The organism is Candidatus Thioglobus sp. (assembly GCF_029243085.1).
In the GTDB taxonomy this organism is placed as follows: domain Bacteria; phylum Pseudomonadota; class Gammaproteobacteria; order PS1; family Pseudothioglobaceae; genus Thioglobus_A.
This window is the reverse complement of sequence record NZ_JAQWSS010000022.1, coordinates 1-3,769: the sequence shown is the minus strand read 5'-3', so window position 1 is coordinate 3,769 and position 3,769 is coordinate 1. Positions and strand designations below refer to the sequence as shown.

6 protein-coding genes, 1 tRNA gene and 1 pseudogene are annotated in these 3,769 nt (G+C 38.3%); 2 read left to right on the top strand and 6 right to left on the bottom strand.

Annotated elements, in window-relative coordinates; translation table 11 throughout:
• Nucleotides 1-231: pseudogene (locus P8M52_RS01445) on the bottom strand (8-amino-7-oxononanoate synthase); the annotation flags it as partial.
• A gap of 142 nt (nt 232-373) precedes the next feature.
• Between P8M52_RS01445 and P8M52_RS01440 the strand changes: the two are divergent.
• Nucleotides 374-1,459, top strand: coding sequence for an aryl-sulfate sulfotransferase (locus P8M52_RS01440; RefSeq protein ID WP_300306292.1), 1,086 nt, complete (start codon nt 374-376; stop codon nt 1,457-1,459).
• 85 nt (nt 1,460-1,544) lie between these two features.
• Nucleotides 1,545-1,865 (top strand): DUF6172 family protein, encoded by a 321-nt coding sequence (locus P8M52_RS01435; RefSeq protein WP_300306289.1) that lies wholly within the window; start codon nt 1,545-1,547, stop codon nt 1,863-1,865.
• Nucleotides 1,866-1,941: 76 nt separating this feature from the next.
• Here the strand turns inward: P8M52_RS01435 and P8M52_RS01430 are convergent, their stop codons facing one another.
• The 5 genes from P8M52_RS01430 to P8M52_RS01410 form a co-directional block, all read right to left on the bottom strand.
• On the bottom strand, nt 1,942-2,721 hold the full coding sequence (locus tag P8M52_RS01430) for a thiazole synthase (protein WP_300306286.1): 780 nt from the start codon (nt 2,719-2,721) through the stop codon (nt 1,942-1,944).
• 26 nt (nt 2,722-2,747) lie between these two features.
• Nucleotides 2,748-2,839 (bottom strand) — tRNA-Ser (locus tag P8M52_RS01425).
• Between the two features lie 49 nt (nt 2,840-2,888).
• Nucleotides 2,889-3,314 (bottom strand): hypothetical protein, encoded by a 426-nt coding sequence (locus tag P8M52_RS01420; RefSeq protein WP_300306283.1) that lies wholly within the window; start codon nt 3,312-3,314, stop codon nt 2,889-2,891.
• Nucleotides 3,302-3,523: a hypothetical protein gene (locus tag P8M52_RS01415; RefSeq protein ID WP_300306280.1), complete on the bottom strand. Its 222-nt coding sequence runs from the start codon at nt 3,521-3,523 to the stop codon at nt 3,302-3,304. Before P8M52_RS01415 ends, P8M52_RS01420 begins: the two co-directional genes overlap by 13 nt.
• Nucleotides 3,516-3,769 (bottom strand): OsmC family protein (locus P8M52_RS01410; RefSeq protein ID WP_300306277.1); only part of this gene is annotated, 254 nt, incomplete at its 5' end. The genes P8M52_RS01415 and P8M52_RS01410, both read right to left, overlap by 8 nt.

Sequence of the window (3,769 nt, the reverse complement as noted above, 5' to 3'; positions counted from 1 at the left end):
TCCGCTGACTAAATGTGAAGCGCCGGAACCTACACCATGCGTATCAACACCCTGCTTAAAAGCCTCTTTAATTTGAGGATGATTGGCAAGTGACAAGTAATCATTCGAGCAGAAATTAATCAATGATTTTCCATTAATAATTATCTGAGTGTCTTGTGCACCTTCAGTAACTTTTCTTGAACGGTAAAGGTTCGTTTGCTTGAGTTGTGATAATTTTGTTGAAAAATCCATAATGGCTATTTTAATACTAGTTTTAATTGCCAGAAGTGATTAATCTATAATGGCATAAATCGAATTTATTTAATGGGGTCTGGTCGTGAAAAAAATATTTAGCATTTTTATTATAATTTCTTTATCTCTACTTTCTGGATTGGTGCAAGCTTCATCACACTGCGGATTTTTTGATGCTGATTGCTGGAGTCAAAAATCGCTAAATCCGACAATGGTGGTCAAGAGCTATAATCCTGATTTGGCGTTTAATGGTACAACCCTATTTGGTTTGAATGCTAAAAAGAATAAATCAATGTCAATTATAGAAGTTGATATGAATGGTAATATTGTTTGGGAATATGCGGTACCTGTATCTATTGCTAAACGAAGTAAAATGGGCTTGATGGATGTTAAGCGTTTATCAAGCGGCAACACTTTATTTATTATGCAATTTATAGGTATTTATGAAATTAATCCTGCTGGTGAAGTTGTTTGGAAGCATTTAGATCAAGCAACGCATGATGTAGATAGATTAAAAAATGGCAATACAATATATTTGAGAGGCTGGGCAAAGAAAGGCGAGCCCCAGGTTGTAGAGGTTGACTCTATTGGCAATGTAGTTTGGCAATGGGACGCATTAGAGGAATACGACGTTTATCCATTTTCTGAGGTGGGGAAAGAAGGTTGGATTCATCCGAATTCTGTTACCAGACTAGAAAATGGACATACCTTGATCAGTCTGCGTAATTTCGATATGCTTGTTGAGGTTAATAAAGCAGGGAAAACGGTTTGGAGTCAAAAATTTCTGTGTGAAAAGGGAAGGACTTGGAGGCACAGAGGGGTGGATGGTTTACATGATGATGCTGATATAGATGGATGCAATCCTCATGAACCTGAGGTACAAAAAAATGGAAATATACTGGTAACCACAAGAAATCCGTTTACAACCTATGAACTAACTAGAGATGGAAAAGTAGTATGGGAGGCTGACCATCGGGAAGTGGGCTTTACGTCACCAAGAAGTCGGGATGTGGATAGATTACCAAATGGCAATACTTTAATCCAAGTTGATAATGTTTTGTATGAGCTAACAGGTGATAAGCAGATTGTTTGGCAGTTGGAGTTTCCTGAAATTCCTAGATTTAACCCTGGAAAGATGAATAAAAAATATGAAGACGAATCAGATAGTTTTTGGAAGCAGTTTAAATTTAAACAACTTTATAGAGCACAAAGAATTGCACCTAAATAATTAGCTAACTGTAAGCTTAGGATTTGTATTGAGAGATTGCTGAGTGCGTATAATCTCTTTTATTGATTCTATTATCTAAACTATTATGAAAAAGACATTCAGCTTCTCACATCCAAAAAAACAACGCCCTAGAGTGGCTGACGCCATTAAACACGAGCTTAAGAAATACATTAAGCGTGAGCGTAATAAAGCCTTGCCTGATGACATGGATTTTTGGGACTTTGATTGTCGTTTTGGTGCAGACGAAGCCTCATCTGGCGTGATTCATGTATCAGAAATTAACAAGGTTATTGCAGAAGCGCATGACGAAGGACTAGATACATTTTTCTTAGAAGTGTTAGCTAAGCCTGCCAAAAGAACTAAAAAACCTGAATCGGAAAAAGAAGTTGAAATCTTTTTAGAGTAATTCGTTTGAGTTGGCTTATAAAAAAAATGCCGCTAATTTAGCGGCATTTTTTTACTTGAGATTTTTAACATCTCTTTTAGATTAGGTTTTCCATTGGAGATGAAGCAGAGGCGTAAGCTTTCTTCATCATTCTTCCTGCAAGAAAAGACTCACGACCAGCAATCACAGCGTGTTTCATTGCGCTAGCCATTAGGATTGGGTCAGCCGCGTTAGCAATCGCCGAATTCATTAATACGCCATCACAACCAAGCTCCATGGCTTTGGCTGCATCTGATGCACAACCAATACCTGCATCTACAAGCACTGGAACATTAGCCTGCTCTTTAATGAGTTTAATATTCGCAGGGTTAGCGATGCCTTGACCTGAACCGATTAGTGAAGCTAGTGGCATCACGGCAGCACAACCAATGTTTTCTAACTCTTTGGCAACGATCGGATCATCACTGGTGTACACCATGACATCAAATCCGTCGTCAACCAGTGTTTGTGCTGCGGCCAGTGTTTCTACAATGTTTGGGTAAAGTGTTTTTTCATCGCCCAGCACTTCAAGCTTAACTAAGTTGTGCCCGCCTAAGAGTTCACGTGCTAATTGGCACGTACGCACTGCATCTTTAGCAGTATAACAGCCTGCAGTGTTAGGCAAGATTGTGTAAGTGTCAGGAGAGATGACGTCGAGCAAATTTGGCTCGTTCTCATCTTGTCCAATATTGGTGCGACGAATTGCAACGGTAATGATGTCTGCCTCGGCAGCGTCAGTTGCAAGTTTTGTTTCAGTAAGATCTTTATATTTTCCTGAGCCAACTAGTAAGCGAGAGTTATAAGTTTTTCCGGCAATTACCAATGGCGTATCAGTCATGTTGTCTAAAGATTTTTTTGTAATAATGGCGGAGAGTGAGGGATTTGAACCCTCGATAGGGGATAAACCCTATACACCCTTAGCAGGGGCGCGCCTTCAGCCACTCGGCCAACTCTCCATAAAAAAAAATATTATACGCTATTTAATTTAAATTTAAATAGGCAGTTCTAAAAACCGTAGTTATATCTTAATTTTAATTGACCAGGGTCTTTACCTCTAAAGTCGATCACTCTAAAGCGCAGTTGACCCCAGTCTCCTTCCAGTTTAATTTTTTCTTGTAGGGCCTGAAGTTGAATTTTAGCATCAAGAATCATTTGTTCTGATTCATTCCATTGACTCTGCTCAGATCTGGGCGTGCCAATTTTATATTCTTGATGAAGTAGCTTATTTTTAATATCGTTTGCTTTAATGTTAATATCAAAGGTGTTTTCACCCAGCTCGTAGCTCACCTCAAGTTCTAAAATGTCATAATTAATGGATTCTATCTTTTCTTCAATATTGGTTAAGTCTTGATGATTTTCGGCAATTGCACCTACGCTATATGAGCAGATTATGGCTAGGGTTAGTAAGTGAATGCGTTTTACGAAAACCAACGATAAAGCCCCAATGTATTGACACAAACAAATACTGTGTTAAGCAATATCAAAGATTTGTCATTATTTTTAGCCCCTTGAATTACCCAACTAATAGCGGATACCATAAAAAAAATATAGCCAAATTTAGAGTATTCAAAATTAAGTGCAACCAACAGTCCGCCAATGATGCCAGTGAGTGTACCGAGCCAACCCCAAGTATTATTCATGGATTGAGAAATCGTGAGTAATATCGGCCATTTTTCCAAGCATAATAGAAGCAGAGCAATATTTATCAGCTGATAAACTCACTGCTTTTGCGATTTTCTTCTCGTTTAGATTTTCACCTTCAACAATAAAATGCAAATGTATTTTAGTAAAAACCTTAGGGTGCTCCTCAGCACGCTCAGCTGAAATTTCAACTCGACAATCATTAACGAGCTCACGCATTTTTTTAAGCGTAGAAACCACATCGA

What these genes read in the sequence shown, in the direction of transcription:
- P8M52_RS01435 (WP_300306289.1), top strand. Translation starts at nt 1,545, where the DNA reads ATGAAAAAGACATTCAGCTTCTCACATCCAAAAAAACAACGCCCTAGA.
- P8M52_RS01430 (WP_300306286.1), bottom strand. Translation starts at nt 2,721, where the DNA reads ATGACTGATACGCCATTGGTAATTGCCGGAAAAACTTATAACTCTCGC.
- P8M52_RS01415 (WP_300306280.1), bottom strand. Translation starts at nt 3,523, where the DNA reads ATGAATAATACTTGGGGTTGGCTCGGTACACTCACTGGCATCATTGGC.